Below are 25512 nucleotides of genomic sequence, written 5' to 3'. Positions count from 1 at the left end.
GACAGTGCAGTCCGTGAATTTGGCTGAACACCCGGCCCGGATGTGGGTTATCGACGGCTCGAGAGCGGTCCGCTATTCGACGCTGGCGCCGCGGCGCAGGTCGGCCTCGATCTGCAGGCGCGTGCCGCCGCCGAAGCGGGCGCGATAGACCTGCAGGTTCTCCATGATCCGCTGGACGTAGTTGCGGGTCTCCGAGAACGGGATCTTTTCGACCCAGTCCACCGCGTCGACCTTGGGATCGCGCGGATCGCCGTAGCGTTCGATCCATTTCCTGACGCTGCCGCGGCCGGCATTATAGCCCGCGAAGGTCAGGATATAGGAGCCGCGATAATCCTCGATCAGCCCGCCGAGCTCGGCGGCGCCGAGGGTGGCGTTGTAGACCGAATCGTTCTTCAGCCGGGCGAGGTCGTAGGTCGCGCCGTGGCGCTTGCAGACATAACGCGCCGCATCGGGCGTCACCTGCATCAGGCCATAGGCCTGCGCCGGCGAGACCACCGCCGGATTGAAGGCGCTCTCCTGCCGGGCGATGGCATAGACGATGCTCGGTTCGACTTCGGGCCCGATCTGCTTGAACCGCGGGATTCCAACCACCGGATAGGCATAGTGATCGAACGGCAGTCCGCGGTTGAGGGCGGCCTTGCCGAGCAGCAGCATGCCGCGCGCGTCGCCGTTGCGCGACGCCAGTTCGCCTAGTCCTGCCAGCGCATCCGGATCGCCGTTTTCGCCGAGGTCGCCCATGATGGGGATTGCGAGTTCGCGTTCGTCGAGCTGATAGAGCAGTTGCACCGCGCGGACGATCTCCAGTCTTTCAATTCCCCGCGAGCGCCCGCCGGGGACGCCGTTCAACTCGATCTGCGGCAGTCCGAGCTTGGCGCGCGCCAGCTGGCCATAATAGCTGGTCGATTGCTCGGCCGCCCGGGTGTAGGCCGCGCGCGCTTCCTGGGCGCGGCCGGCCGCCTCGGCGGCCCGGCCCTGCCAGTACCCGGCGCGCGCCAGCGCGGTCGGATTGACGCTGCCGACGCCGATGCGCGCAAAATGCTGCGCGGCGGTCGCCGGGTCGTTGAGAAAACGCAGTGCGATCCAGCCCGCGGTGAATTCCTGCTCGGTCTTGTAGATGTCGCGGGCGGGCAGGGCCGCGTCGCGGGCGATCAGATAGGCGTTGCGGGTCTCGCCGGTGTCGAGCAGTTTTCGCGACAGCAGCCGCCGTTCAATCCACCATTCGTCCAGATTGTGGAGCCTGTTGGGGTCCTTCGGCGCATTCAGCATCAGCTGTGCGGCCTCGGCGAATTTTTCATCGCGGCGCAGCAGTTGAATCTTGCTGAAGATGTAGCCGGGATCGTTGTGCAATTCACCGGGCACGGCGGTCAGCAGCGCCTTGGCGTTGCCGGCCTTGGTGTTGTTGGCCGCGATGCGCGCCTTCGCCAGCGCCACCTGATTGGCGCCAAGTCGCTTGGCGGCGCGCAACGCGGCAGCAGTCTCCTTGCCGTAGAGCAGGAAATCCATCCGCGCCTTGTGATCGCCCGGCGTGATCAGCGCGCCGAACAGGTCGAGCGCCGCGTTCTCGGTATCCTCGGAAATGGAATCGGTTCGCCACGCGCTGCGCACCAGACGCTCGGCATTGGCGCGGTCGCCGCGCGCGATCATCGCGCGCGCCAGCGAGAACTTGCCCTTGGCCGAGCGCGGCGATTCGTTTTCGAACCAGGCCCAGATCGTGGCGTCGTCGCGACGGTCGTCCCACAGCGCCGCCTCGATGCGCCGGCGCAGGAAGGTCTGCGAGGGCCAGCTGGGATTGGCCGACAGGAACGCGCGATAGCGCTCGACCGATGCGCCGTTGTCGTCGCTGCGCAGGATGATCCATTCCGCGAGTTTCTTCGCAACCGGATCCGATATCGCGGCTTGCGCCTGCGTCGCATCCGCCGGCTTGCGCTTGCGCACCAGCTCGATGACGTTTTCCAGCGCCTCAATGTCGGCTTGCGAGGTTGACGACGTCGCGGCGATGGCGGCCGGCACCGACGGTTTGCGTGGTGGCGGCGGCAGGGCCGCGGGCTGGCGGGGCGCGGGCGCCAGAGCTGGCGCGGCGGGTGCAGGGCTCGCTGCCGCCGCGGTATTCTTGGCAGTCTGTGTGGGAACCAGATTGCGCGCGATCGGCCGCGGCTTCGGCAATGGAACCTTGGTCTTGGCGACCGCTTCGACCGTAAAGGGCGACAGTCCCATGGCCAGCGCCAGGCTTGTCGCCAATGCCGTCGATCGCAAAGCGGCTGCGCGGGCGGATCGGGTCACTGCTTTCCCTAACGGCGAATCATTCAATCGCTGAGAGCTCTAGCTCTATTTGATTGATTATGTGGATAAAATGCTAAAAATCACTGGTGTCTGCGATGTCTGCGCCATGACCGCGGCAAAATCGCGGCCGGGCGGCCTTTCGCAGGTCAGCCAGACCCGGTATGAATTGACCTTACCGCCAGTAAACGGCCAGCAGCGAGCGTTCGGAGGAAGTCCATGGCAGCCAAGACGAATTTTCGGGGCTCCTACACCGCCTTGGTCACGCCCTTCAAGAACGGCTCGATCGATGAAGCGGCCTTCCGTGGCCTCGTGAGCTGGCAGATCGAGCAGGGCTCGCACGGCCTGGTGCCGGTCGGCACCACAGGCGAAAGTCCGACCCTCAGCCATGCCGAACATCACCGGGTCGTCGAGTTGTGTCTCGATGAAGCGAAGGGGCGCGTGCCGGTGATCGCCGGCGCGGGCTCGAACTCCACGCGCGAGGCCGTCGATCTGGCTGTCCATGCCGAGAAGGCCGGCGCCGATGCCGTGCTGGTGGTGACGCCGTATTACAACAAGCCCACCCAGGAAGGGATGTATCAGCACTTCAAGGCGGTGAATGACGCCATCGGCATCCCGATCATCATCTACAACATTCCGCCGCGCTCCGTCGTCGATATGTCCGTGGAGACCATGACCCGGTTGTTCGAGTTGAAGAACATCGCCGGTGTCAAGGACGCCACCGCCAATCTTGCCCGCGTATCGCAGCAGCGCCACGCAATGGGACCGGATTTCATCCAGCTTTCCGGCGAGGACATGACCGCACTGGCCTATATGGCGGCGGGCGGACATGGTTGCATCTCGGTTGTCGCCAATGTGGCGCCGAAGCTGTGCGCCGAGCTGATGAACGCCGTGCTGAAGGGCGATTACGCCGGCGGACTGAAGATTCAGGATCGGTTGACGCCGCTGCATGATGCCATCTTCAAGGAGCCGGGCCTCGCCGGCGCCAAGCATGGCCTCAAGCTGCTGGGGCGGCTGGAGGAAGAAGTGCGCCTGCCACTGATGACCGTGACGCCGCCAACCGGCAAGGTCATCCATGACGCCATGGTGCATGCGGGCCTGATCAACTGAGCCGGCGACGTTCCCGTCATGAGTCTTCCGGTCCATCAACTCGAAGAGAAGGGGCTGCAGATGCTCAAGGAATTTCGCGAATTCGCCATGAAGGGCAATGTGGTCGACCTCGCGGTCGGCGTCATCATCGGTGCGGCCTTCGGCGGCATCGTGACCTCGCTGGTCGGCGACATCATCATGCCGATCATCGGCGCGATCACCGGCGGGCTGGATTTCTCCAACTATTTTACCGGCCTGTCGAAGGCGGTTACCGCGGGCAATCTGGCGGACGCGAAAAAGCAGGGCGCGGTGCTGGCCTGGGGCAATTTCCTGACGCTGACGCTGAATTTCATCATCATCGCCTTCGTGCTGTTCCTGGTCATCCGGTTCATGAACCAGCTGAAGCGAAAGGATGAAGCCGCACCCGCGCCGCCAAAGCCGACCCGTGAGGTCGAGCTTTTGACCGAAATCCGGGACCTGCTCAAAAAGTCTTGACGTGCGCAGGCCGGATGCGGGTGTTATCGCTGCCGGCCCGAGAGAGAGTCCAGGATCAAGATGGCCGAAAAGAACGAGCGCGCGATCAAGGTCGTCGCCGAGAATCGCAAGGCCAGGTTCAACTATGCCATCGAGGATACGATGGAAACGGGGATCGCGCTGACCGGCACCGAGGTCAAGTCGATCCGCACCGGCAAGGCCACCATCGCGGAATCCTACGCCGATACCAAGGATGGCGAGATCTGGCTGATCAACGCCAACATCCCCGAATATCTGCAGGCCAACCGCTTCAACCACGAACCGAAGCGGCCGCGCAAATTGCTGCTGCACCGCAAGCAGATCAACAAGCTGATGGGCGCGGTCGACCGCGACGGCATGACGCTGATCCCGCTAAAACTCTATTTCAACGAGCGCGGCCGCGCCAAGCTGTTGCTGGCGGTGGCCAAGGGCAAGAAACTGCACGACAAGCGCGAGAGCGAGAAGAAGCGCGACTGGGGCAGGGAGAAGGGTCGCCTGCTGCGGGCGCGGGGATAAATCCTCCGTCCTCATCCTGAGGAGCGGCGTCTTCGCCGCGTCTCGAAGGATGAGATCGGGGCATTCATGGTTCGAGACGGCGCAAGGGCGCCTCCTCACCATGAGGTCTGAATGTGCGGGATGACGAGGCAAGAACAATGAACCAGAAGAACCTCCTCGAAGTCGACTGGAGCAAGATTCCGGCGCCGTCGGACGATGGTGCTGCGGCGCATCTGGTGGGCATGACGATCCCGCCGCTGAGCCTGATGGCGACCGACGATACCTCGGTGACGCTGTCGGCGCTGCCGGGACGCATCGTGGTGTTCGCCTATCCCCGGACCGGCGAGCCCGGCAAGATCAGCCTGGTCGATGACTGGGACATGATCCCGGGCGCCCGCGGCTGTACGCCGCAAGCCTGCTCCTTTCGCGACCTGTTCGCCGAGCTGAAGGCGGCCGGCGCCAAGCACGTGTTCGGGCTGTCGACGCAGAGCAACCTCTACCAGACCGAGATGGCGTCACGGCTGCATCTGCCGTTCGCGGTGTTGTCGGACGCCAAGCTGGCGCTGACGCGGGCGCTGAACCTGCCCACCATGGAAGTGGCGGGAGATATCCTGATCAAGCGGCTGGCGATGGTGATCGATGATGCGCGCATCACGCACGTGTTCTATCCGGTGTTTCCGCCGGATCGTAATGCCGGCGATGTGGTGGCGTGGCTGAAGCAGAACCGGGTGTAGGAATTTTGTAGGGTAGGCAAAGCGCTTGCGTGCCCACCATGCGACACGTTGGACGCAAGATGGTGGGCACGGCGCAAGGGCGCCTTTGCCCACCTACGAATCCAGATTCGCGCGCACCTTGGCAAACACCCCGCGAAACATCTCCGGCGTCAGCACCCGCGTGTTGGTGTTGTAGCGCGAGCAATGATAGCTGTCGTAGAGCTTCAGCGCGCCGGCCTGATGGATCGCACCATGTCCAAACGGCGCTGCGGCGGCGCGAAGCGTCAGGACTTTCAGCATCGAGTCATGCGCGACGCGGCCGAGTGCCACGATGGCGCGCAGTTTGGGCATTGACGCGATCGTCGCGATCAGGAACTGGCGGCAGGTGTTGATCTCGACGGGCAACGGCTTGTTCTGCGGCGGCACGCAGCGCACCGCGTTGCTGATCCGGCAATCGACCAGTTTCAGCCCGTCGTCGGGCCTGGCCTGATAGACGCCTTTGGCAAAACCATATTCCAGCAGCGTGGCGTAGAGCAGGTCGCCGGCGAAATCGCCGGTGAAGGGACGCCCGGTGCGATTGGCGCCCTGCACGCCGGGCGCGAGGCCGACGATCAGCAGTGCGGCATTGGCATCGCCGAACGACGGCACCGGCGAATTGAACCATGTTGGCTCGCGCGCACGCACCGAGTCGCGATAGCTCGCGAGCCTCGGACACAGCGGGCAATTGGGGTCGGGTGCGGTGGGGAGAGAGGCGGGCGGCTTGCGGCCGCGCCGCGGATCAGCCTCAGTCCTCGAAATCGTCGTCATCGGCCCTCGGCGCCATCGTGGTCGCGCGCTGCAGGAATTGCGGCGCATGATGGCGCGGCTCGCGCGGAGCCGGACGCTCGGACGGATCGCGGCCGAGCTTGGATTGCAGCTCCACCAGATCGGTGAAGACGTCGGCCTGGCGCCGCAGTTCGTCGGCGATCATCGGCGGCTGGCTCGAAATCGTCGAGACCACGGTGACGCGGACGCCGCGCCGTTGCACCGCCTCGACCAGCGAGCGGAAATCGCCGTCGCCGGAAAACAGCACGATCTGGTCGACATGTTCGGCGAGTTCCATCGCATCGACCGCGAGCTCGATATCCATGTTGCCCTTGACCTTGCGGCGGCCGCTGGCGTCGATGAATTCCTTGGTCGCCTTGGTGACGACGGTGTAGCCGTTGTAGTCGAGCCAGTCGATCAGCGGCCGGATCGAGGAATATTCCTGATCCTCGATGATCGCGGTGTAATAGAACGCCCGCAGCAACGTGCCGCGGCTCTGGAATTCCTTGAGAAGGCGCTTGTAATCGATGTCGAAGCCGAGCGTCTTGGCGGTTGCATAGAGATTGGCGCCATCGATGAAGAGCGCGATCTTGGAGGAAGCAGGTGACATCAAAGGGTTCTCACGTTGTTGTTACGTTTTTGGCGCGGCGGCAACCAAGCCGCGCATCTTCAGCATATGCCGCCTAAAGTTCGGTGAATATACCTATCACCAACACCACCTCAAATGTGGTGTGGACAGGTGAAACGACCGCTACTTTCTTGACGAGGCAATGAAGCGATTTCTTGTCCTGGCGGCAAATTGCCTTGCCTGGACGCTCCGGCCATTCTGGCCCCGGGGAGGGGTTACCAGAGCCCAACAAGAAGGCAAATCACAAAATTGGCCTTGCGGAACGCCTCCGGGACCTATAATTACCGCGGCATAATCAACACATTCGTCCCATTTAACGGAGCGACAGTCGATGGCGCGCGTCACCGTAGAAGATTGCATTGATAAGGTCGATAATAGGTTCGATCTGGTCCTGTTGGCAGCCCATCGCGCTCGCATGATTTCCTCGGGATCGCAACTCACGGTTGATCGCGATAACGACAAGAATCCGGTCGTTTCCCTGCGCGAAATCGCTGACTCCTCGATTTCCCCTGAGGATTTGCGTGAGGAACTGGTTCATTCCTTGCAGAAATTCGTCGAAGTCGACGAGCCGGAACCCGATACCGTGCCCTTGATCGGGTCGGCCGGGGCTAGCGTCGATGCCGACGACACCGAAGTCGCCGTCGAGCGGATGACCGAGGAGGAGCTGCTGAAGGGCCTCGAGGGCCTGGCGCCGCCGGAAGAACAGCCGGAAGAGGACGAATAGGCCGTCTGGACCGCGCCTTCCGAACCCATCCGATTTGCCCAGGGCCCGGACATACGTCCGGGCCTTTGCTTTTGTTGACATTTTCGTGGTTACGATGGCCCGGTAACGGGTGCAGTCAGATGCTGTCACCGTTGGGCCTGAAACCGAACATTTAACCCTCCGAACGGGTGATGCTCGGGTCAAGAACACACTAGGTTAATATCGTGAAGCGGGCGCGTTCGGGCCTGGCACGGAGGCAACAATTCGATGGCGTATTGGCGCCGCAGCCCACGGCAGATGCAGGCCGCGACCGAATCGGTTGCGGTGGCGCCAACCTCGACTGTGCCGCCGCCTGCCAAGCCGGCGAAATCACCGCGTTCCGGCATGATGCGGCAATACGATCTGGTCGAGCGCGTCAGGTCCTATAATCCCGATACCAACGAAGATCTGCTGAACCGCGCCTATGTCTACGCCATGAAGGCGCATGGCACGCAAACCCGCGCCTCCGGCGACCCCTATTTCTCGCATCCGCTCGAGGTCGCGGCGATCCTCACCGACCTCAAGCTCGACGACGCCACCATTGTGGCCGCCCTGCTGCACGACACCATCGAGGATACCGAGGCCACCCGCGCCGAAATCGATCACGTCTTTGGCCATGAGATCGGCGCTCTGGTGGACGGGCTCACCAAGCTGAAACGGCTGGAGCTGGTTTCGCGCGAGGCCAAGCAGGCGGAGAACCTGCGCAAGCTCTTGCTGGCGATCGCCGACGACGTCCGCGTTCTCCTGATCAAGCTCGCCGACCGCCTGCACAATATGCGCACGCTGGAATTCGTGCCGCCCGCTTCGCGGCGCCGGATCGCCGAGGAGACGCTCGACATCTACGCGCCGCTCGCCGGCCGCATGGGCATGCAGGAGATGCGCGAGGAGCTCGAAGACCTTTCGTTCCACATGCTCGATCCGGAAGCCCATTCGGTGGTGATGCAGCGGCTGGAAGCGCTGGAAGAGCGCAACCGCAATCTGATCGGCGAAATCGAGAGCCAGCTGACCAAGAATCTGCAGAAGAATGGCATGACGGCGCATGTCTATGGCCGGCGCAAGCGGCCGTTTTCGATCTGGACCAAGATGGAGCGCAAGTCGGTCGGCTTCGAGCAATTGTCCGACATTTTCGGATTCCGCGTCGTGATGAATGACGTCGAGGCCTGCTACCGCGCGCTCGGCGTCGTGCACACCACCTGGCCGGTGGTGCCCGGCCGCTTCAAGGATTACATCTCGACGCCGAAGCAGAACGACTACCGTTCGATTCACACGACCGTGATCGGTCCCGGCAACCAGCGCGTCGAACTGCAGATCCGCACCGAGGAGATGGACCAGATCGCGGAACTGGGCATCGCCGCGCATGCCTTCTACAAGGATGGCGTGGGATCGCCGACCGAGCTCCTGAAGCGCGAATCCAATGCCTTCGCCTGGCTGCGCCACACCATCGGCATCCTGTCCGACAGCGCCAATCCGGAAGAGTTCCTCGAGCACACCAAGCTCGAGCTGTTTCACGATCAGGTGTTCTGCTTCACCCCCAAGGGCAAGCTGATCGCGTTGCCGCGCCAGGCCAATGTGATCGATTTCGCCTATGCGGTGCATACCGACGTCGGCAACAGCGCGGTCGGCTGCAAGATCAACGGCAAGTTCGCACCCCTGTCGTCCGAGTTGCAGAACGGCGACGAGGTCGAGGTGCTGACCTCGGAAGCGCAGGCAGCGCCGCCGTCAGCTTGGGAATCGCTGGCGGTCACCGGCAAGGCGCGGGCGGCGATCCGGCGCGCGACGCGCACCGCTGTGCGCGATCAATATGCCGGGCTCGGCCGCCGCATCGTCGAGCGGCTGTTCGCGCGCGCCAAGATCGAATACGCCGACGACAAGCTCAAGGGCGCGCTGCCCCGGCTGGCGCGCGCCTCGATCGACGACGTGATGGCGTCGGTCGGACGCGGCGAGATGAAGGCCTCCGACGTCGCGCGCGCGATGTACCCAGACTACAAGGAAGAGCGGGTGGTGCGCTATGGCGCCAAGAAGAGCCTCGCGGTCAAGCTGAAGCTGAAGGCCGATCCGCACCATCCGGCGCGGTCCGCCTCGGTTATCCCGATCCGCGGCATCAATTCCGATCTGCCCGTGAAATTCGCGCCGAACGGCGGCGCGGTGCCGGGCGACCGCATTGTCGGGATCGTGACGCCGGGGGAGGGCATCACGATCTATCCGATCCAGTCGCCGGCGCTGAAGGATTTCGAGGAGGAGCCGGAACGCTGGCTCGACGTGCGTTGGGACATCGACGAGACCATGCCGCAGCGCTTTCCGGCGCGGATCAGGATCGACAACGTCAACGAGCCTGGAAGTCTCGCCCAGGTGGCGACCGTGATCGCCGAGCATGACGGCAATATCGACAATATCAGCATGTCGAGGCGTTCGCCCGACTTCACCGAACTCACCGTCGATCTCGAGGTCTATGACCTGAAGCATCTCAGCGCTATCATCGCCCAGTTGCGCGCCAAGGCCGTCGTCGCCCGGGTCGACCGCGTCAATGGGTAAAGAAACTTCCTCATGGTGAGGAGCGCGCCCTTGCGCGCGTCTCGAACCATGAGACAACATGCGCCTCATCCTTCGAGACGCGGCCAAGCGGCCGCTCCTCAGGATGAGGATCTCGTACGCTGCAATATCTGCCGAAAGTCGATTATGCTAAATCCTCCTCCGCTGCGTCTCGGTGTCAATGTCGACCACGTCGCCACCCTGCGCAACGCCAGGGCCGGCGAGCGGCCGGATCCAGTGCGCGCGGCGCTGGTCGCCATCGAGGCCGGCGCCGACGGTATTACGGCTCACTTGCGCGAGGACCGCCGCCATATCCGCGACGACGACATGGCGCGGCTGAAGGCGGAGATCTCGAAACCGCTGAACTTCGAGATGGCGGCGACCGAAGACATGCTCCGAATCGCGCTGGCGACCAAGCCGCATGCGGTGTGCCTGGTGCCCGAACGCCGCGAGGAGCTCACCACCGAGGGCGGCCTCGACGTGGTCGGGCAGCACAATGCACTGGCGCCGTTCATCGCCCGCCTGAACGATGCCGGGGTGCGGGTGTCGCTGTTCATCGCCGCCGACCCCGCCCAGATCGAAATGGCGGCCAGGTTGCGCGCGCCTGTCATCGAGATCCATACCGGCGCCTGGTGCGACGCCGTGGTGGACGGCCATACGGCCAAGGCGGAATCCGAATGGCGGCGCATCGTTGCCGGAGCAGTACTGGCGCGCACGGCCGGCCTCGAGGTCCATGCCGGCCACGGCCTCGATTATGCGACCGCGGAGTCGATCGCTGAAGTGGCCGAGATCATGGAACTGAATATCGGCTACTACATGATCGGGGAGGCGCTGTTCGTCGGGCTCGGCGAGACCGTCCGGACGATGCGGGCGGCGATGGACCGCGGGCGAGCGAAGCTCGGGAATCTCCAGAGCCGGACGAGCCGGGCATGATCATCGGCATTGGCTCCGACCTGATCGACATCCGCCGGGTGGCAAAAGTGATCGAGCGTCACGGCGACCGCTTCCTCGACCGGGTTTTCACCGACGCCGAGCGCGCCCGGGCCGGGCGCCGCGCCAAGAGCGAGAAAATGGTGGTGGCGACCTATGCCAAGCGGTTTGCCGCCAAGGAGGCCTGTTCCAAGGCGCTGGGCACCGGGATCCGCCGGGGCGTCTGGTGGCGGGATATGGGGGTGGTCAACCTGCCGGGGGGGCGTCCGACCATGCAACTGACCGGCGGGGCGCTGGCCAGGCTTCAGGCGCTGACGCCGGAGGGCCTGGAGGCGCGAATCGATCTGTCGATAACCGACGATTGGCCGCTGGCGCAGGCCTTCGTCATAATTTCGGCGGTCAATCCGGTCAAAGCCTGAGGCTCCGGCGCCGGTATCTTCCGCGGTCCGGTGCAAAACTAAAAATCCTCGCCAACTCAATGGATTAGCAAGTTTTCATGCGACCGTTGATTGCGCGGCTGCGAACAACCGTCTAAAACGCCGCAGGGATATCGAACAGGGCGAGTTCAGGCCAGCGCCGGGACTGGCTCACAATATCAGAATCAAGACCATTTTCTCGACGCGAAGCGAAAAGCGATTCGCGTGAGGAAAATGCTCTGCCACCGCGCGTCAATCGCGACGGAAATTGGGAAAGCGATGAGCGTGACATCCGGCACAAAAACTGAAAGCGGCTTGGGTGAAACCATCCGCGTCGTCATCCATGCGCTCCTGATCGCCCTCGTGATCCGTACCTTCCTGTTTCAACCCTTCAACATCCCCTCGGGATCGATGAAGGCGACGCTGCTGGTCGGCGATTACCTGTTCGTCTCGAAATATTCCTACGGCTACAGCCACTATTCGATCCCGTTGTCGCCGCCGCTGTTTTCCGGACGCATCTTCGGCTCCGAGCCGGCACGCGGCGACATCATCGTGTTCCGCCTGCCGAAGGACGATTCCACCGACTACATCAAGCGCGTGATCGGGCTGCCCGGCGACCGTATCCAGATGAAGGAGGGCCTGCTCTACATCAACGAAGCGCCGGTCAAGCGCGAGCGGCTCAGCGACTTCATCGGCGAGGACCCCTGCGGATCCTCCGATGCCACCGCGCGGGTCAAGCGCTGGAAGGAGACGCTGCCGAACGGCGTCACCTATGAGTCGCTGGATTGTGTCGACAACGGATTCTACGACAACACCACGATCTACACCGTACCGGCCGGCCACCTCTTCATGATGGGCGACAACCGCGACAACTCCACCGACAGCCGGGTGTTGTCGGCGGTGGGCTACGTGCCGTTCGAGAATATCGTCGGCCGGGCCCAGATGATCTTCTTCTCCATTGCCGAGGGCGAACACGCCTGGATGTTCTGGCGCTGGCCGACCGCGGTGCGCTGGAATCGTATCTTCTCAATCGTGCGATGAACGACGAATCGCCCGATCTCCAGACATCCTCCGCGCCGGGCGAAGCACGCGTTCAGCCCGATGCCGGGAGCGAACCCGCGGCGGTGAAGAAGAAGCGCAGCAAGGTCAGCGCCAAGGCCGCGACCGCGGCGATCGAGGCGCGGATCGGGCATAAATTTGCCGATGCCGAGCTGCTGGCGACCGCATTCACCCACGTCTCGGCGCTGAAATCCTCGCGCAAGCGCGGTGACAGCTATCAGCGTCTCGAATTCCTGGGCGATCACGTGCTGGGGCTCGTGGTCTCCGACATGCTGTATCGCGCCTTCCCCAATGCCAATGAGGGCGAACTGTCGAAACGGCTCGCCGATCTCGTGCGCAAGGAGAGTTGCGCCGATGTCGCCAAATCGCTCGGACTGATCGACGACATCAAGCTCGGCGCGGTCGGCGCCGGCGCCGGTGCGCGGTTGCGCAAATCGGTGCTCGGCGACATCTGCGAAGCGGTGATCGGCGCGATCTTTCTCGACGGCGGCTACACCGCCGCGGCGCAATTCGTCGAGCGCAACTGGGTGGAGCGGATGCGCAAGCCGCGGCGGCCGCTGCGCGATCCCAAGACGGTGCTGCAGGAATGGGCGCAGGGCAAGGGACTGCCGACGCCGGTTTACCGCGAGGTCGAGCGCACCGGGCCGCATCACGATCCCCAGTTCCGGGTCGCGGTGGATCTGCCCGGCCTCGAGCCGGCCGAAGGCCTCGGCGGCAGCAAGCGCGCGGCCGAAAAGGTCGCGGCATCCGTCATGATAGAACGTGAAGGCGTCGAAGGCGTCGGTGGTGGTAACAATGATAGCTGAGCCCCAAAATCACGTCGAAGAGGACATTGGCGGCGGCGTTGAGGTCGGTGTTGCGCCGCCGGCGGCGACCCGCTGCGGCTTTGTCGCGCTGATCGGCGCTCCCAATGTCGGCAAGTCCACGCTGGTCAACGCGCTGGTCGGTTCCAAGGTCACCATCGTCTCGCGCAAGGTGCAGACCACAAGGGCGCTGATCCGCGGTATCGTGATCGACAACAACGCCCAGATCATCCTGGTCGATACCCCCGGCATCTTCATGCCGAAGCGAAGGCTCGATCGCGCCATGGTGTCGACCGCCTGGACCGGGGCGCATGACGCCGACCTCGTCTGCGTGCTGCTCGACGCCCGCGAGGGGATCGACGAGGAGGCCGAGGCGATCTTTGCCAAGGTGGCGACCGTCAACCATCCCAAACTGCTGGTCATCAACAAGGTCGATATCGTCGACAAGGAAAAGCTCCTGAAGCTGGCGCAGGCCGCCAACGAACGGCTGAAATTTGCCGAGACCTTCATGGTGTCGGCCATGACCGGCGATGGCGTCGACGATTTGCGCCACACGCTGGCCGCGATGGTGCCGCCGGGGCCGTACCACTACCCTGAAGACCAGATGTCGGATGCGCCGATGCGGCATCTGGCGGCGGAAATCACCCGCGAGAAGATCTTTCGCCAGCTGCATCAGGAGCTGCCGTATCAATCCACCGTCGAGACCGACAGCTGGACCGAGCGCAAGGACAAATCGATCCGCATCGAGCAGACCATTTTCGTCGAGCGCGAAAGCCAGCGCAAGATCGTGCTCGGCAAGGGCGGCGCCACCATCAAGTCGATCGGCGCGGATTCGCGCAAGGAGATCGCCGAGATCGTCGGCGTGCCCGTGCACCTGTTCCTGTTCGTCAAGGTGCGCGAAAACTGGGGCGACGATCCCAATCGCTACCGCGAAATGGGCCTCGAATTCCCGAAGGAATAGCAGGCGTCGCGATGACCGTACCGAGAAACGTTCTGTGGTTTGAAGTGCTGCTCTACCTGTCGCTGACGCTCGACGCGGTGTCGATCGCGTTCCGGGACCGCACGCCGAGCGCGCAGATGACGGAAACGATGATCATGGTCGAGAGCCTGATGGCGATCGCCCTGATCCTGCTGCTGGTCCACTTCGTGCGGCTCGCGGCCCGGCAGCGCAAGAACTGGCCGCGCTGGATTCTGTCAGCCGCTTTGGCGCTGTCCGTGATCACGCTGGTGCAGGTCATCGGCGCAAGGGGCCTGGAGTTCAGCAGCGCGATCGAGGTCGTTTCGTGCGCGCTGACGGCAGCCGGCCTGTTTTTTTCCTTTACCGGCGACGCCAGGGACTGGTTCAACGCATAGTAGGAGGAATCCGCGGAGGTGCGCTCTCCGCGTCATTCCGGGGCGCGTCGAAGACGCGAACCCGGAATCTCGAGATTCCGGGTTCGATGCTTCGCATCGCCCCGGAATGACTGGTTGGAGATGGCTGCGCCCGGCATCGGAATCCTGTAGGCTCCGCGTCATGGAATGGACCGACGAAGGCATCGTCCTGGGGGTGCGGCGGCATGGCGAATCCTCCGCCATTGTCGAGCTTTTGACGCGCGGCCATGGCCGCCATCTCGGCTTGGTGCGCGGCGGCGCCGGCAAGCGGATGCGGCCCTTGCTGCAGCCCGGCAACAGCGTCACGGCGGTGTGGCGGGCGCGGCTCGACGAGCATCTCGGCTATTATGTCCTCGAAGGCACGCGGCTGCGCGCGGCCACCGTGCTGGCGTCTTCGCATGCGACCTATGGCGTGACTCATCTGGCCTCGCTGGCGCGGCTGTTGCCGGAACGCGATCCGCATGAAGACATCTACGAGATGCTGGAGCGCACGCTGGATGATTTCGACGACATCGGCGAAGCCGCCATCCAGCTCATCAAATTCGAACTCGCCATGCTCACCGAACTCGGATTCGGGCTCGATCTGGAAAATTGTGCTGCAACCGGCGAGACCAAAGATCTGATCTATGTCTCGCCGAAGTCCGGCGGCGCGGTGTCGCGGCGGGCCGGCGATCCCTGGCGCGACCGGCTGCTGCGGCTGCCGGCATTTTTGCGGGAGGGAGGGGGCGGGGCGAACGGCTGGTCCGACCAGGACCTGCAGGACGGTTTTGTGCTCACCGGCCGGTTCCTGCTGCGCCACGTGCTGGAGCCGCGCGGGCAGGGCCATTCCGATGCCCGCGACGGGTTCATCAATGCGGTGACCAGGCACCGGGCGAAGGTAAGCCCGGAGGTGTGAGCACAGCCTCTCAACGGGTCGTCCCTGCGAAAGCAGGGACCCATACACTGCGGCCTGTCGATGAGAGCTGCGGCCCCAGCCGTTTTCCTCCACAAACACCGGTGGTTATGGGTCCCTGCGTTCGCAGGGACGACAGTTTGCCGACTCGCGGCTTGCCCGATTCGCCTCAAAAGTTTAACCCGTCCCCATGGGAAAACGACTGATTCCGCCTGAACCGGCTGAGATCCACGAGGTCATGCTGCGCGACGCGCTCGAGGAGCGCTACCTCGCTTACGCGCTCTCGACCATCATGCACCGCGCGCTGCCGGACGCCCGCGACGGCCTGAAGCCGGTGCACCGGCGTATCCTCTATGGCATGCGGCTGCTGCGGCTCGACCCCGGCACGCCGTTCAAGAAATCGGCCAAAATCGTCGGCGACGTGATGGGCTCGTTCCATCCGCATGGCGACCAGTCGATCTACGATGCGCTGGTGCGCCTGGCACAGGATTTCTCCTCGCGCTATCCGCTGGTCGACGGCCAGGGCAATTTCGGCAATATCGACGGTGATAATCCGGCCGCCTACCGCTACACCGAAGCACGCATGACCGAGGTCGCGCGGCTGCTGCTCGAGGGCATCGACGAGGACGGCGTCGAATTCCGCGCCAATTACGACGGCCAGAGCAAAGAGCCGATCGTGCTGCCCGGCGGCTTTCCGAATCTGCTCGCCAATGGCGCGCAGGGCATCGCGGTCGGCATGGCCACCTCGATCCCGCCGCACAACGTGGCCGAACTATGCGACGCCGCGCTGCATCTGATCGACAAGCCCGACGCCAAGTCGAAGACGCTGCTGAAATGGGTCAAGGGACCTGATTTCCCGACCGGCGGCATCATCGTCGATTCCAAGGAGAGCATTGCGGAAGCCTACATGACCGGGCGCGGTTCGTTCCGCACCCGCGCCAAATGGGTGCAGGAAGAGGGCGCCCGCGGCACCTGGGTGGTGGTGATCACGGAAATCCCCTGGCTGGTGCAGAAATCCCGGCTGGTGGAAAAAATCGCCGAGCTGCTGACCGCGAAGAAGCTGCCCCTCGTCGACGACGTCCGCGACGAATCGGCCGAAGACATCCGTCTCGTGATCGAGCCGAAATCCCGCGCGGTCGATCCGGAACTGCTGATGGAATCGCTGTTCAGGCTGACCGAGCTGGAAAGCCGGATTCCGCTGAACCTCAACGTGCTGGTCAAAGGCCGCATCCCCAAGGTGCTCGGGCTGGCCGAATGCCTGCGCGAATGGCTCGACCATCTGCGCGACGTGCTGCTGCGCCGCTCCAACTATCGGAAAGTGCAGATCGAGCACCGGCTGGAAGTGCTCGGCGGCTACCTGATCGCGTACCTGAACATCGACAAAGTGATCAAAATCATCCGGACCGAGGATGAGCCGAAGCCGGAGCTGATCAAGGCGTTCAAGCTGACCGAGATCCAGGCCGAGGCCATCCTCAACATGCGGCTGCGCAGTTTGCGCAAGCTCGAGGAATTCGAGATCCGCACCGAGGACAAGAACCTTCGCGCCGAGCTGAAGGGCATCAAGGGCCTTCTGGGCTCCGAGGCCGAGCAGTGGTCGAAGATCGGCGAGCAGGTGCGGAAAGTTCGCGACATCTTTGGGCCGAAGACGCCGCTCGGCAAGCGCCGCACCATGTTCGCCGACGCGCCCGAGCATGACCTCGCCGCGATCGAGGAAGCGTTCGTCGAGCGCGAGCCGGTCACGGTCGTCGTTTCCGAAAAGGGCTGGGTGCGCACGCTGAAGGGCCATGTCGCCGATCTCTCGACGCTGACCTTCAAGACCGACGACAAGCTCGACAAGGCGTTCTTCGCCGAGACCACGTCAAAGTTGTTGCTGCTCGCCACCAACGGCCGGTTCTATTCGCTCGATGTGGCAAAACTGCCGGGCGGGCGCGGTCATGGCGAGCCGATCCGGATGTTCATCGACATGGAGCAGGAGACCGCGATCGTCTCGCTGTTCGTCAACAAGGGCGGCCGCAAGTTCCTGATCGCGAGCCTCGAAGGCCAGGGTTTTGTGGTCAACGAGGACGATTGCGTCGGCAACACCCGCAAGGGCAAGCAGGTGCTGAACGTCGAAATGCCGAACGAGGCGTGTGCGATCGCGACCGTGTCAGGCGACACCGTCGCCGTGATCGGCACCAACCACAAGATGGTGGTGTTCCCGCTCGACCAGGTGCCGGAAATGGCGCGCGGCCGCGGCGTGCGGCTGCAGAAATACACCAGCGCGTCGCTGTCGGACGTTGCGACCTTCGAAGCCAAGGCGGGCCTGACCTGGAAGGATTCGGCCGGGCGCGACCAGAGCATGAGCTGGAAGGAATTGACCGACTGGCGCGGCAACCGCGCCGACGCCGGCCGCCTCGCGCACGGCCTGCCGAAGTCGAACAAGTTCGGCAAGGGCGTGGAGTGATGTCGTCCCTGCGAACGCAGGGACCCATACCGCGTTGTCCTCTCGTTTAGGACGGTATGTCTACGAGTGTGCACAACACGACGGCCTGTGGTTATGGGTCCCCGCGTTCGCAGGGACGACGAAGTGCCGTAATAGTATTCGCCAGTTCACGCGCGCTATAATCGTCTCATGGCCCATCACCACGATCATCACTCGCACGAGCATAGCCATGCCGGGCACAGCCACGCGCCGGATAATTTCGGCTTCGCGTTCGCCGTCGGCATTGCGCTCAATACCGCGTTCGTCGCGGCCGAGCTGGTGTTCGGCTATGCCGCCAACTCGCTGGCGCTGATTTCGGATGCGGTTCACAATTTTTCCGATGTGATCGCGCTGGTGCTGGCATGGGCCGCGGGATGGCTGGCGCGGCGGCGACCGACCGAGCGGCACACCTATGGCTACCGGCGGGCCTCGATCCTCGCGGCGCTGGCCAATGCCGGCCTGCTGCTGATCGCGGTCGGCGCCATCGCCGTCGAGGCCATCGACCGGATCAGGCAGCCGGCCGAGGTGGCGGGCTGGACCGTCGTGTGGGTGGCCGCGCTCGGCATCGCCATCAACGGCACCACCGCGCTGCTGTTCATGCGGGGCCGGGAGGGCGATCTCAACATCCGCGGCGCCTATCTGCACATGGCGGCGGACGCCGGCGTTTCCGCCGGTGTGGTGGTCGCGGCGCTTGCGATCATGCTGACGGGATGGCTGTGGGTCGATCCCGCCATCAGTCTCGTCATCGCCGCCGTCGTGCTCGCAAGCAGCTGGGGCCTCGCCCGCGATAGCGTCAATCTCGCGCTCGACGGCGTGCCCAGAGGCATCGAGCTTGCGGAGGTGAGGGACTATTTCGGGCAGCTCGACGGCGTCACCGAGGTGCACGACCTCCATGTCTGGGCCATGAGCACCAACGAAACCGCGCTGACCGCGCATCTGGTGCGGCCCGGCGGCAGCGACGATTCATTCCTGCATGACGTTTGCGCGGAGCTTTCGCACCGCTTCAACATCGATCACGCCACGCTGCAGATCGAGGCCGGCACGGATGCCTGCAAACTGGCGCCGGCGGAGGTGGTGTAGGAGCGATGTTGGCGATCTCAGGCGGCCCGCCGATTTCCGAACACGATCAGCGGTACCGCGATGAAGCCGCTTGCGAGCAGCAGCCAGTCCTGGGGTACGTTGAGAAGAATCGCGGCGCTGCCGCCGATCAGCGACCAGACAAAGGGAATGACAAGGAGCCAGCGCGACAGCGGCGGGGCAGCCAACAGCAGCAGTCCGAAGGTGAAGATCGTCACCGGGCACGGTGTGACTCCGAACACCGGCATCGCGGGATAAGGGTGGCCCCTCGCTATGCTGATTATGGGATAGACGATCGCCGCATAGGCGATCAGCGCGATACCGACCCAGCTTGCCGAACCGGAACGGACGCCGAATTGGATCCGGCCGCGATACACGCCGGCATAGATCAGGTAGCCGCCCTGGATCACGAATAATGCAGCGAACAGATACGCCGCCTTGTTGATCGCCGAGAAGAACAGCGCGTGATAGGCGATACCGGTCCATAGCCACATCGCCGCCAGGATGCCGGCAATCATGCGATCCGCTCCCTTTGGCTTCCAGAACAGCAGCGCGACCGCGAGGCCGCCGAGCTGATACATCCCGAACTGAACCGGCCAGATCGCTCGATTGTAACTGACGAATACCGCGAGAAATTGCTCCTGCGTAAACGGCAACATGGTGCAGCCCCTGATTATCTGCGGCAGGATAGCTGCGCCGGCGACGACCCATTTGATCTGCAGCAAGTGCCTGCGCGATGGCTAGATCACCCCCGCCAGCCGCAACAACACGCCGGCGGCACACGAGCCCGCCAGCACCGTCAGCATACCCATGTTGAAGCGGAAGATCGCGGTCGCCGCGGCGATCGCCAAAGCCAGCGCCGCAAAATCGACACTCGACCACACCGGCATATCGAACGACAGCCCGAACGATCGTATGGGTGTGGTCTGCCGGAACACGGTGTGCAGCGCGAACCAGATCGACAGGTTGAGGATCACGCCGACCACGGCGGCGGTGATCGCGCCGAGCGCGCCGGCGAGGCCCTTGTTGCCGCGCAAGGTTTCGACAAAGGGCGCGCCGAGAAAGATCCAGAGGAAGCAGGGCGTGAAGGTGACCCAGGTCGCCAGCAATCCGCCGAGCGTGCCCGCCAGCATCGGCGACAATGTGCCGGGATCGCGGAAGGCGGCCATGAAGCCGACGAACTGCAGCACCATGATCAATGGACCGGGCGTGGTCTCGGCCATGCCCAAACCATCGAGCATCTCGCCCGGCCCAAGCCAGCGGTAATGCTCGACCGCCTGTTGCGCGACATAGGCCAGCACCGCATAGGCGCCGCCGAACGTCACCATCGCCATCTTGCTGAAGAACAGCGCGATCTGGCTGAACACATTGGCCTGGCCGAACGCGATCAGCAGGGCGGCGACCGGCACCAGCCACAGCGTCAGCCAGACCGCGCCGACTTTCAGCGCGCGGGGAACGCTGGCGCGGACATGGTCGGGGACGGCGTCGCCGAGCATGCTGTCGACCGCCGCGGCCTTCTTGCCGCCGCCGTGCTCGACCGCGGCAAACTCGCTGCGTCCGCTTCTGGCGCCGAAAAATCCGATCACACTGGCGACGATGATGATGATCGGGAACGGTACGTTGAAGAAGAAGATTGCAATGAAGGCGATGGCCGCCAGCGCGATCATGATCCGGTTGCGGAGTGCGCGCTTGCCGACGCGGACCACGGCCTGGATCACGATCGCCAGCACCGCGGCCTTCAGCCCGAAGAACAGCGCCTCGACGATCCCGACCTTGCCGAAGGCGGCATAGATATAGCTCAACCCCATGATGGCGATGATGCCCGGGAGAATGAACAGGCCGCCGGCCATGATGCCGCCGGCGGTGCGGTGCAACAGCCAGCCGATATAGGTGGCGAGCTGCTGCGCCTCCGGTCCGGGCAGCAGCATGCAATAATTCAGCGCGTGCAGGAACCGGCTTTCGGAAATCCAGTTCTTCTCCTCGACCAGGATGCGATGCATCACCGCGATCTGCCCGGCCGGACCGCCGAAACTCAGGACGGCGACCCGCAACCAGACCCGAAAGGCTTCACCGAAGCTGATGCCATGGCCGACATCCGCTCCGGTGGTTTTCTCATTCGCAGCAATATCGCTCATGGCGTCGCCTTCTTGGTGGGCCAGTTATGGGTTTCGCCCGATGCATCCCGGCACCAGCGGTAGAACGCATCGTACAGCACGATGCCCGCCTCGAGTTGTTCGAGATCGTCATCATACATCCGGGACAGCCCGAGCGATGCCGCCAGCAATCCCGGCGCTTCCGGCGACAGATCGAGCCTGCCGGTATCCGCGGCACGCACCATGGTCGCCAGCCGCAACAAGGGCGGGGTTGCGAGGCCGAACTCCTCCACCATGACGTCGAAGGTGCAGAGTTCGCCGCGATGGCTCCAGAACACGTTCTCGATATCGAACGGGATGGCGTTGAAGCGCTCGCCGACCGCGACCACCTCGGCAGGCGCCACGAACAGAAACACGGCGTTCGGATCGACGAACCGGCGGATCAGCCAGGGGCAGGCGATGCGGTCGATCTTCGGTCGCGCCCGGGTGACCCAGACGGTGCGCCCTTTCGCATCGCGTGCGGGGAGTTTTTGCGCCGGCACCAGCGGCAGCTTGGCGGCCTTCCAGCCTTCAAAGCCGCCCTCCAGCGCTTCGGCTTCGACATGAACATGTCTGAGCCAGGCAGCGGTGCCCTCCGCGAGCTTCTGGCCGCGCAGGCAGACCACGATGGCCGGACGGCCCAAAAATTCCTCGCCCCAATCGGCGGCCTCCTGATGATTGCGCCGCACCGCGCCAGGAATCAGCCTGGGATCGGCGGCAAAATCCTCGTCGGTGCGGACGTCGATCAAGGCAGGGGTACTCGCCGTGCCGATCAGGCGAGCAAGTTTGTCAGCAGATATCGTTGTGAAGGATGACATGAATGCGCCCTCGTGAGAGATACGGGACGCGATACTTGGGCATGACGCCTCGTGGGGAGATCGCAAAAATCCCCATGGGTTCGGAAATAAGCGAACCGGCGGCGGCTGTCAATGCGCGGACCGCGGGTGGATCGCCGATATGACCCGCTCGCGGGCCGCGAAGCGCTGCGGGTTACAAATTGATCCCGAACTTCGAGAGCGCCCAGGCCGTGATGAAATACAGCACGACGGTCAGTGCGCAGCTTGCGCCCAGCGAAAGCCAAAAGCCTACGCCCGCGCGAAGCATTGCCGGCATCACGAGGAACATGGGCAGCGAAGGCAGCACATACCAGAAGGTCGCTTCCGCATGACCGGCAATGCGCTCGATATCCCTGGTGTCGCGCCAAAGCCAGAGAATCCCCAGCAGCGACACCAGCGGCAGGGAAACGACCAGCGCACCGAAGGCCGGGCTGCGCTTTGCGATTTCGGACACGGCGGCAATGATGATGCCTGACAACAGGATTTTGATGATGAAGTAGGCCATGGCAAGATCGTTTCCCCGGGCAAGTATGCCTGCGCGATGCCGCCAGGCAAGATGCCATAGACAGGGGTGCGATCCAGCCGCGAACGCTCCGCATCTCGGGGGAAACTCGGCTATCGCTGGCCGCAGGCCAGCGCCGCACCGATTACCTTGCCGCGCGGCTTGCCGGTGAGTGACCGGGCCGGCGAAACGACGGTTGCCGCAGGACTGAATTGGTGTGCTCGTGAACGAAGTCCTCGACATGCCCGGGCACGGCGGCGCCCTCGATGTCGCAACGGGTCTGGATTTCGGTGGCGATATCGCTGGAGATGTCGTGTGACCAATGTTCGAGGGTGTTGAAGGCGGTGACGCGGACGGGGTCGTTAAATTGTCCGGCGAGGAGGTCGGCGACGATGGTTTCGATGTCGGTCCGCTCGATCTCGATTTCGCAGTACACGGCGCCCTGCCGACTCACCCGGTCGACGACGAGGTAGACGGTCTGATCCGCCCCATAAGGTATCTTCAAGCCAGTTCTTGGCCAAGGTTTTTGCATCGGCAATCTCCAGCGCAACGGCTTGGGATTACTAAGCCGCAGGGCGCAATTTGTTCCGGCGTCCGGAACTCAAATTTGCGGGGTAGGGTGCGCTTGGCCCGTCAGGCCGGCCGGCGCGCGACGTAGCCGATCCTGAGTCCCGGCTCGAAACCGCAGCGCTGATAGAAGCGATGCACGCGCGGGTCTTGCCGGCCGCTCTGCATCAGGACGTGGTGACAGTCCCGGGTCCATGCTTCCGCGAGGGCGGCGCCGACCACGGCGCGTCCATGACCTTGCCCCTGAAAGGCGGGATGAGTGACGACATTTTCGAGAAAGCCGTGTCGCCGTCCGGCGCGCAGCAGATTTGGCGCTGATATCAGCATGCAGCTTGCAACGATCTGGGCGTTATCAGCGGAAACGAAAACCGCGACGCTGCGGTCAGACAGCATTTCCCGCCAGATCTGTTCGGCCCGTTCGATCGGCTCGGCAGGGGAACTGACCTCCGAGACCCGATACAGATCGAGCAACGAAGCAAGATCGGCGGTTCGGGCGAGCCTGGCAACGGGCATCTGAACACCGGATGATGTATGTCCGCCCAGCCTAGATCGATTCGCGAGATTTACGCCGCTGCAATTGCCTCGATCTCGATCATGAAATCCGCACCGTACAGTTTTGAGACCTCGACCAGCGTCACCGCGGGCGCGGCCGGCGGCGTGACGGTCGCGAAGAACCGGTTTCGCGCCTCGCGATAGGTTGCGAGATTGTCCATGTCGGTGAGGAACACCGTCAGCTTGACCAGATTGGCCGCGGTGCATCCGCGCGCTTGCAGGGCCACCGCGAGGTTGCCGAACACCTGTTCGGCCTGGGCGGCGAAATCATGTTTGCCCACCACATTGCCGTCGCGGTCGAGCGCGGTCTGGCCCGATATGAAGATGATCCTGCCGGCGCTGACTTCGACCACCTGCGAATAGCCGGGCGGCGTGCCGAGTTCGGGCGGGTTGATGCGGACGATCGAAGCTGCGGCGTCGCGGGTCATGGCATGATCCGAACTTCAGTTGCGCGGGGCGGACACTGGAGGCCCGCCGACGGCCGTCTTCGGCTTCAGCGAGCCGGCGTAAAACGACAGTCCCGCCACCAGCACGAGGGCGAGGAAATAAACCGCATAGGATTGCGGCGGGGTGATCGCCCACCGCACGAGACTTCTTGGCGTGGCTGCCGGGCCGGTGTCGTTTTCCATGCGGTGGTTTTGCGCGAAACGGCGCGCAATTGGAAGGGTCAACTATCGCGGGATCGTTGGCACGCCGCCGGCTGCCGCGGGCTCATGACCGTGCTGCTGCGCTTCGGGACCAATAGAGCGCCACCGGGCCGAGCAGAATGCCGGCCGCCAGAACCGCAAACGCGGCCATCCAGGCGGTGGCGCTGAGCGGCCCGCCGGCGAGGTCGAGTGCGACGCCGACGCCCCAGGCGCCGAGTGCCGACAGGCTGAATCCGACGGTGGAATGCGCCGCCATGGTGGCGCCGCGATAGTCGGGATGCGCGGCCATCGACATGCCCGAAGTCAAAGCGCCGGAATCCGCCGGCACGGTGATCGCATAGGCCAGCAGCAGCGGCAGCAATAGCCAGGGCGACTGGTCGGAAAACCATCCAATCAGCAGCGCCACGACTGCGGAGCTCAGCATCACGGCCGTGATGGCGCGATGCCGGCCGAACTTCAGCGCCAGTTCATTGCCGAAAATGCTGGCGGGCATCGCCAGCAGCGAGAACACCACGCTGACGACAACAGGCGTCAGGATGGAGGTTTGTCCGTGTCTGATGATGACGAACGTCCAGAACGCGACCAGCCAGGTCCGGATGCCATAGAGCTCGAAACAATGCGCGCCGTAGCCGAGCACGAATCCCATCGCTCTGGTATTGCGGAAGACCGGCGCGAAATCCAGCAAACGCCCTTGCGCGGGCTTCGGTGCGACGGGTCGCAACAGCAGGCAGACCCCCAGCATCACGATCGGACCGAGAGCCGTCACGTAAAACGCGCTGCGCCAGCCAAAACTGTCCGCGACTAGTTGCGCGACCAAAAACGACAGCCCGACGCCGAACGAGAAGCTGGAGGTGTAGAACGTGATGGCGCGGGAGGAATCGCCTGGTGCGAGACGGTCGGTCAGCGCCTTGAGGCCGGGCATATAGGCGCCGGCAAAGCCGATGCCGGCGATCGCGTTGAACAGCGCGCCCGACCAGAGGCCGGTGGCGAACAGCCCGAACAGCAGGGTACCGAGTGCGCTGACCGCCGAACCCGCGATCAGGATCTTGCGGGCGTCGATCCGGTCCGTCAGCGTCGCCAGCACCGGCACGGTCAGCATGTAGCCGGCGGCGCCGGAGCCCGCCAGCAGGCCGGCCTGTGCGCCGCTCAACTGCCATTCCGGTATCAGGAACGCGGCGAGAACCGACGGTACCACGACATGCGGAAGCAGGCTGCCGAGCTGCCCCAGGCACATCGCGACGATGACGGATCGGCCCTCCAGCGAAATTTGGCTCACCTATCTCCGTTCAGGCCGCGCTAGCCGCAGCCGCATCCGGTTTTTCCTTGTTGCCTGGCATTTGCGTCGTCGATGCAACAGGCGTCAACAGCCGATGGCGCCGGTCCGCCGCAGCACTGGCTTGCGCCGGGCGCATCCGCGCGGCTGCAGACGCCGGTTTCCGGCAGCACCAGTTCGACGCGCGCCGCGGCTTCGTGGTCG

The 25512-nt window shown here is 63.9% G+C and carries 27 protein-coding genes and 1 pseudogene; 15 read left to right on the top strand and 13 right to left on the bottom strand.

The window, feature by feature from the left end; all coding sequences use genetic code 11:
• Positions 1-72: 72 nt before the first annotated feature.
• Entirely contained in the window at positions 73-2214 is a 2142-nt protein-coding gene (locus tag Q7U29_RS12190) for a lytic transglycosylase domain-containing protein (RefSeq protein ID WP_370691742.1), read from the bottom strand.
• A 282-nt stretch (positions 2215-2496) separates the two neighbouring features.
• On the opposite strand from Q7U29_RS12190, the gene dapA reads away from it, so the two are divergent.
• From dapA to Q7U29_RS12170, 4 genes are all read left to right on the top strand, one after another.
• A complete protein-coding gene (dapA, locus tag Q7U29_RS12185; RefSeq protein ID WP_304741714.1) occupies positions 2497-3387 on the top strand; it encodes a 4-hydroxy-tetrahydrodipicolinate synthase in 891 nt (296 codons plus the stop codon).
• 60 nt (positions 3388-3447) lie between these two features.
• On the top strand, positions 3448-3861 hold the full coding sequence (gene mscL / locus Q7U29_RS12180) for a large conductance mechanosensitive channel protein MscL (protein WP_304741757.1): 414 nt from the start codon (positions 3448-3450) through the stop codon (positions 3859-3861).
• 60 nt (positions 3862-3921) lie between these two features.
• A complete protein-coding gene (gene smpB / locus Q7U29_RS12175) occupies positions 3922-4395 on the top strand; it encodes an SsrA-binding protein SmpB (RefSeq protein ID WP_304741712.1) in 474 nt (157 codons plus the stop codon).
• Between the two features lie 137 nt (positions 4396-4532).
• Positions 4533-5108, top strand: coding sequence for a peroxiredoxin (locus tag Q7U29_RS12170; protein WP_304741710.1), 576 nt, complete (start codon positions 4533-4535; stop codon positions 5106-5108).
• Positions 5109-5201: 93 nt separating this feature from the next.
• On the opposite strand, the gene Q7U29_RS12165 is transcribed toward Q7U29_RS12170, so the two are convergent.
• Both Q7U29_RS12165 and Q7U29_RS12160 read right to left on the bottom strand, forming a co-directional pair.
• Entirely contained in the window at positions 5202-5894 is a 693-nt protein-coding gene (locus Q7U29_RS12165; protein ID WP_304741708.1) for a uracil-DNA glycosylase, read from the bottom strand.
• Positions 5872-6501: an NYN domain-containing protein gene (locus Q7U29_RS12160; RefSeq protein WP_304741706.1), complete on the bottom strand. Its 630-nt coding sequence runs from the start codon at positions 6499-6501 to the stop codon at positions 5872-5874. Before Q7U29_RS12160 ends, Q7U29_RS12165 begins: the two co-directional genes overlap by 23 nt.
• Positions 6502-6850: 349 nt before the next feature.
• Between Q7U29_RS12160 and rpoZ the strand changes: the two genes are divergently transcribed.
• The 11 genes from rpoZ (at position 6851) to Q7U29_RS12105 (ending at position 18802) form a co-directional block, all read left to right on the top strand.
• The gene (rpoZ, locus tag Q7U29_RS12155) at positions 6851-7243 is read left to right on the top strand and encodes a DNA-directed RNA polymerase subunit omega (RefSeq protein ID WP_074276225.1); all 393 of its coding nucleotides are present in this window, start codon (positions 6851-6853) and stop codon (positions 7241-7243) included.
• A gap of 246 nt (positions 7244-7489) precedes the next feature.
• Positions 7490-9793 (top strand): bifunctional (p)ppGpp synthetase/guanosine-3',5'-bis(diphosphate) 3'-pyrophosphohydrolase, encoded by a 2304-nt coding sequence (locus Q7U29_RS12150; protein WP_304741704.1) that lies wholly within the window; start codon positions 7490-7492, stop codon positions 9791-9793.
• Positions 9794-9937: 144 nt separating this feature from the next.
• Positions 9938-10723 carry a pyridoxine 5'-phosphate synthase gene (locus Q7U29_RS12145; RefSeq protein ID WP_304741702.1) on the top strand — a complete coding sequence of 262 codons (786 nt, stop codon included), beginning with the start codon at positions 9938-9940 and terminating at the stop codon, positions 10721-10723.
• Positions 10720-11139: a holo-ACP synthase gene (gene acpS, locus Q7U29_RS12140; RefSeq protein ID WP_304741700.1), complete on the top strand. Its 420-nt coding sequence runs from the start codon at positions 10720-10722 to the stop codon at positions 11137-11139. Before Q7U29_RS12145 ends, acpS begins: the two co-directional genes overlap by 4 nt.
• A 276-nt stretch (positions 11140-11415) precedes the next feature.
• Entirely contained in the window at positions 11416-12177 is a 762-nt protein-coding gene (lepB, locus tag Q7U29_RS12135; RefSeq protein ID WP_304741698.1) for a signal peptidase I, read from the top strand.
• Positions 12174-13001, top strand: coding sequence for a ribonuclease III (gene rnc, locus Q7U29_RS12130; RefSeq protein WP_304741696.1), 828 nt, complete (start codon positions 12174-12176; stop codon positions 12999-13001). The genes lepB and rnc overlap by 4 nt, the downstream gene beginning before the upstream one ends.
• Entirely contained in the window at positions 12991-13959 is a 969-nt protein-coding gene (gene era / locus Q7U29_RS12125; protein ID WP_304741694.1) for a GTPase Era, read from the top strand. Before rnc ends, era begins: the two co-directional genes overlap by 11 nt.
• Positions 13960-13970: 11 nt before the next feature.
• The gene (locus tag Q7U29_RS12120) at positions 13971-14351 is read left to right on the top strand and encodes a hypothetical protein (protein ID WP_304741692.1); all 381 of its coding nucleotides are present in this window, start codon (positions 13971-13973) and stop codon (positions 14349-14351) included.
• 160 nt (positions 14352-14511) lie between these two features.
• Positions 14512-15264: a DNA repair protein RecO gene (gene recO / locus Q7U29_RS12115; RefSeq protein ID WP_304741690.1), complete on the top strand. Its 753-nt coding sequence runs from the start codon at positions 14512-14514 to the stop codon at positions 15262-15264.
• Positions 15265-15451: 187 nt separating this feature from the next.
• Complete coding sequence (parC, locus tag Q7U29_RS12110; RefSeq protein ID WP_304741688.1) at positions 15452-17704, top strand: DNA topoisomerase IV subunit A; 2253 nt, start codon at positions 15452-15454, stop codon at positions 17702-17704.
• 168 nt (positions 17705-17872) lie between these two features.
• On the top strand, positions 17873-18802 hold the full coding sequence (locus Q7U29_RS12105; RefSeq protein ID WP_304741686.1) for a cation diffusion facilitator family transporter: 930 nt from the start codon (positions 17873-17875) through the stop codon (positions 18800-18802).
• Positions 18803-18819: 17 nt separating this feature from the next.
• Here Q7U29_RS12105 and Q7U29_RS12100 read toward each other — a convergent pair whose 3' ends face one another.
• The 10 genes and pseudogenes from Q7U29_RS12100 to Q7U29_RS12055 all read right to left on the bottom strand — a co-directional run.
• Positions 18820-19458 carry a DUF6064 family protein gene (locus Q7U29_RS12100; protein WP_304741684.1) on the bottom strand — a complete coding sequence of 213 codons (639 nt, stop codon included), beginning with the start codon at positions 19456-19458 and terminating at the stop codon, positions 18820-18822.
• Positions 19459-19539: 81 nt separating this feature from the next.
• Positions 19540-20934 carry a chromate efflux transporter gene (gene chrA, locus Q7U29_RS12095; RefSeq protein ID WP_304741682.1) on the bottom strand — a complete coding sequence of 465 codons (1395 nt, stop codon included), beginning with the start codon at positions 20932-20934 and terminating at the stop codon, positions 19540-19542.
• On the bottom strand, positions 20931-21749 hold the full coding sequence (locus Q7U29_RS12090; RefSeq protein WP_304741680.1) for a chromate resistance protein ChrB domain-containing protein: 819 nt from the start codon (positions 21747-21749) through the stop codon (positions 20931-20933). Before Q7U29_RS12090 ends, chrA begins: the two co-directional genes overlap by 4 nt.
• A 172-nt stretch (positions 21750-21921) precedes the next feature.
• Positions 21922-22272, bottom strand: coding sequence for a DUF3147 family protein (locus Q7U29_RS12085; RefSeq protein ID WP_304741678.1), 351 nt, complete (start codon positions 22270-22272; stop codon positions 21922-21924).
• A gap of 142 nt (positions 22273-22414) precedes the next feature.
• Positions 22415-22801, bottom strand: coding sequence for a hypothetical protein (locus Q7U29_RS12080; protein ID WP_304741676.1), 387 nt, complete (start codon positions 22799-22801; stop codon positions 22415-22417).
• A gap of 101 nt (positions 22802-22902) precedes the next feature.
• Positions 22903-23349 (bottom strand): GNAT family N-acetyltransferase, encoded by a 447-nt coding sequence (locus Q7U29_RS12075; protein WP_304741674.1) that lies wholly within the window; start codon positions 23347-23349, stop codon positions 22903-22905.
• A gap of 50 nt (positions 23350-23399) precedes the next feature.
• Positions 23400-23816: a RidA family protein gene (locus tag Q7U29_RS12070; RefSeq protein WP_304741673.1), complete on the bottom strand. Its 417-nt coding sequence runs from the start codon at positions 23814-23816 to the stop codon at positions 23400-23402.
• A gap of 15 nt (positions 23817-23831) precedes the next feature.
• A complete protein-coding gene (locus Q7U29_RS12065; RefSeq protein WP_304741671.1) occupies positions 23832-24017 on the bottom strand; it encodes a hypothetical protein in 186 nt (61 codons plus the stop codon).
• Positions 24018-24099: 82 nt separating this feature from the next.
• A complete protein-coding gene (locus Q7U29_RS12060) occupies positions 24100-25269 on the bottom strand; it encodes an MFS transporter (RefSeq protein ID WP_304741755.1) in 1170 nt (389 codons plus the stop codon).
• A 62-nt stretch (positions 25270-25331) separates the two neighbouring features.
• Positions 25332-25512 (bottom strand): annotated as a pseudogene (locus Q7U29_RS12055) (FAD-dependent oxidoreductase); the annotation flags it as partial.

The organism is Bradyrhizobium sp., assembly GCF_030654605.1.
Taxonomy (GTDB): Bacteria; Pseudomonadota; Alphaproteobacteria; order Rhizobiales; family Xanthobacteraceae; genus Bradyrhizobium.
This window is presented reverse-complemented; position numbering and strand designations above follow the sequence as displayed.